This window comes from Phyllobacterium sp., from assembly GCF_037994405.1.
GTDB lineage: Bacteria > Pseudomonadota > Alphaproteobacteria > Rhizobiales > Rhizobiaceae > Phyllobacterium.
Map to the genome: position 1 here is coordinate 1 of NZ_JBBNAN010000261.1, position 2,689 is coordinate 2,689.

The window sequence follows — 2,689 nt, forward strand, 5'->3', positions numbered from 1 at the left end:
ACTTGAAACCGAGCATTGATCGCACGCGGCGCTTGATGCGCCGATGATCCTGCTCGATCCGGTTGTTGAGGTATTTACTCGACCTGATCCTGACACGCTTGGTCCTGCTGCCGACCTTTGCCTTCAATCGGTTAGTCGTATCACAGGAACAGATCGCTTCGCGATTTGTCTGGCTGCCATTGATGACATCGCGATCCGGCCGGCCGTGCCGCTCCAATGCTCGTTTGAAGAAGCGCTCGGCCGCAGGCAGATCACGGCTTTTGCTGAAGAAGAACTCAACGGTGTCCCGACGCTGTCGATGGCACTATACAAATACATCCATTGACCGCGGACATTGCTGTAGGTCTCGTCGACGCGGTAACGGCGCGTTTGCACCGATTGAAGCGCTCAAGCAGCTTTGGCGAGAAGTGGATAACCCGAAAAAGCCGGAAACTCATCTGCGATAGGCCCCGATCGGCCTCGCTCATGCGGACACTGCAACGCTTTTGCGGCTGGCTGTGCCGAATAGTGCAAGCCCCGCCTTGCGGGGAGGGCCTATCGGTCCGGATCAGCCGTCGGTGATCATGGGGTTAGGGGTTCGTCATCCTGTGCCGGATGCTTGCCGAGGTTGGCGTAGAACTTGCCGTGGCCCATCAAAGACAAGCCACGCAGCTGATGAGGTATCTCTTTTTTCCTTTGCCCAGATTCCGCGTGAATCGCGGCAGCAAGTCCGATAATTGGATTCAGGTTCATCCTTTCGTTGCCCAGTTCTTGGATTGCCAGTTTTATCAACGAATAGGCGCGGGGGCACGGCAATGTCCTGCTATCATCGCCAGATCTACCGAATGAAGCTAGGTAACCCGTCACTGCAATTGCCCGCTTTGTTTCCGTGCGTTTGTCGAAGCATGGATCACTAGAACCCGTCGGCCACCCAGCAACAGTTTTGGCAAATGATTTTCCCCTGGCTTCCAGCCATTCCTCGCGCAGCAAAATCATACGCGGACGCTTTGCCTTGCCTGTCCTCCACATGCGTTCCGGCCCTGCGGGTGCGGTCCGACCTATACCGGTTCTCAATCGTGTCCATCGACAACGCGAAACAAAGGAGAAAACGCGATGACCGATCTCGTGAACTTCATCAAGATCAACGGTGACAAGATCACTGGCAACGTTGAAACCCTCTCATTCTTCGTCGACATCACCGGCGAAGCCCTCGTAAGGAACAATGACAAGGCTCCCGTCTTCCGCCTCTTTGGCAAATCCCCGCGCGGTCGCCTGATCGAAATCGGCGGCATCTGGGAAAAGGAAAACCAGAAGGGCGGCACCTACTACAGCCTCGGCATCAAGACCGGCCACGGCAAATTCTACGCCAACCTCGGCAAGCATCTGGGACAGGATGACGAAACACTTTACGCCGTGATCACCAACGATTGATCCGGACCAATAAGCCCCCGCCGCAAGGCGGGGGTTGCACTATCCGTGCGGTCAATCGCCGCGATAGGCACTCTCTACAACGGAAGAGACGTCTGTGGTCCGACAAGGTTAGCGACCGGTAACAAATGAACGTCCAAAGGCGAAGCCGTTTGTCGCACTGAACGTTATTGGGGTCTTCCTCAAAGATAGGATATTCGGCTTGAGTCTCTGCCTCAACACGAACGGCTTGGTGAGAGGTGCAGCGGTCACCCCTCTGATAAAAAGGCGCGGATGTCAGCCGACATCCGCGCCTTGCCATTCATCTTTAGGCGGTAGCGAGATGCAGTTCTTTCTGAACCATGGTCCAAAGCTTGTTGAGATCCAAGCCGTTCGATTGCGAGATCAATGCAATACTCAGCCAGTGGCAGCCGATGCTTCCTTTAGCCGCTCCAGATGTTCCTTGGAGATTGTCTCGACGAGTTCGTGCAAGACGGCCGTGCGCCCAACCAGCCAACTCAGAGCCTCCTCGCCAATCTCGTAATGCTCGGAGTAGCGTGCCTTGACGTAAGCTTCATTGATCGTGTTGAACCAAGCGCGGTACCGCTGCTGGTCACGTGGCCATGCTTCCGCGAGCCGTCTATCCTGTTCTTCCGAGAGCGTGCGAAGGAACGTCAAACGGTGGGAATGCGGGTCATAGTTGGTAAGCGTCAAAAGCAAAGCCGAATAGGCGTGCTCTATGGCCTGGTGGAGAAGAAACGCGGCATGGCTTAGATCGCGTTCAGCTAGGTAAAAGCTTGCACCTTTTGCAAATGTTTTGGCGTGCGGAAAGCGCTTATCGCAATATTCCTTCGCCACACGATATCGGTCGGCAGGCGTGAGGAGACGTGGTTCAACCAAGGGTTCATCGTCAAGTTCATAAAGAACGATCCCCTCACGGCGGATGTCGGAGAAGAAATACCGGCCTTCTCTCAGTGCCGTGTTCACCTCACGCCGCGAATGGACGATGAAACCCACTTGGGTGGTAACGCCCCGGTCGTGCAGCAGTCGGTCGGCTGCCTTGTACCAGTAGCTGGCAAAGTCGGTGAGCCTTCGGTCGTTGACGATAATCAGCAGATCATAGTCGGAGCGATAGCCCTTCATCGTGTGCGGCTCATCCACCCAGTCCCCGCGGGCATAGGAGCCGAAGAGGATGATTTTCTGGATCCGGCCGCGTTTCTTGAAATCGGCGGTGCCGCCCTTCAGCGCATCCTCAAATTCCTCATGCAAGATCTCAAGGATGCGCGCCAGTTCGCGCTGTTTG

The 2,689-nt window shown here is 55.6% G+C and carries 3 protein-coding genes and 1 pseudogene; 1 reads left to right on the forward strand and 3 read right to left on the reverse strand.

Going from position 1 to position 2,689, the window contains the following annotated elements; translation table 11 throughout:
* Both AAAC48_RS14555 and AAAC48_RS14560 read right to left on the reverse strand, forming a co-directional pair.
* Positions 1-458, reverse strand: a pseudogene (locus AAAC48_RS14555) (DDE-type integrase/transposase/recombinase); the annotation flags it as partial.
* Between the two features lie 103 nt (positions 459-561).
* Positions 562-975 carry a hypothetical protein gene (locus tag AAAC48_RS14560; RefSeq protein ID WP_340654862.1) on the reverse strand — a complete coding sequence of 138 codons (414 nt, stop codon included), beginning with the start codon at positions 973-975 and terminating at the stop codon, positions 562-564.
* Between the two features lie 117 nt (positions 976-1,092).
* On the opposite strand from AAAC48_RS14560, the gene AAAC48_RS14565 reads away from it, so the two are divergent.
* The gene (locus tag AAAC48_RS14565; protein WP_340654863.1) at positions 1,093-1,410 is read left to right on the forward strand and encodes a DUF736 family protein; all 318 of its coding nucleotides are present in this window, start codon (positions 1,093-1,095) and stop codon (positions 1,408-1,410) included.
* A gap of 393 nt (positions 1,411-1,803) precedes the next feature.
* Here the strand turns inward: AAAC48_RS14565 and AAAC48_RS14570 are convergent.
* On the reverse strand, positions 1,804-2,689 hold an 886-nt coding region (locus AAAC48_RS14570; protein WP_340654864.1), incomplete at its 5' end, for a nucleotidyltransferase and HEPN domain-containing protein.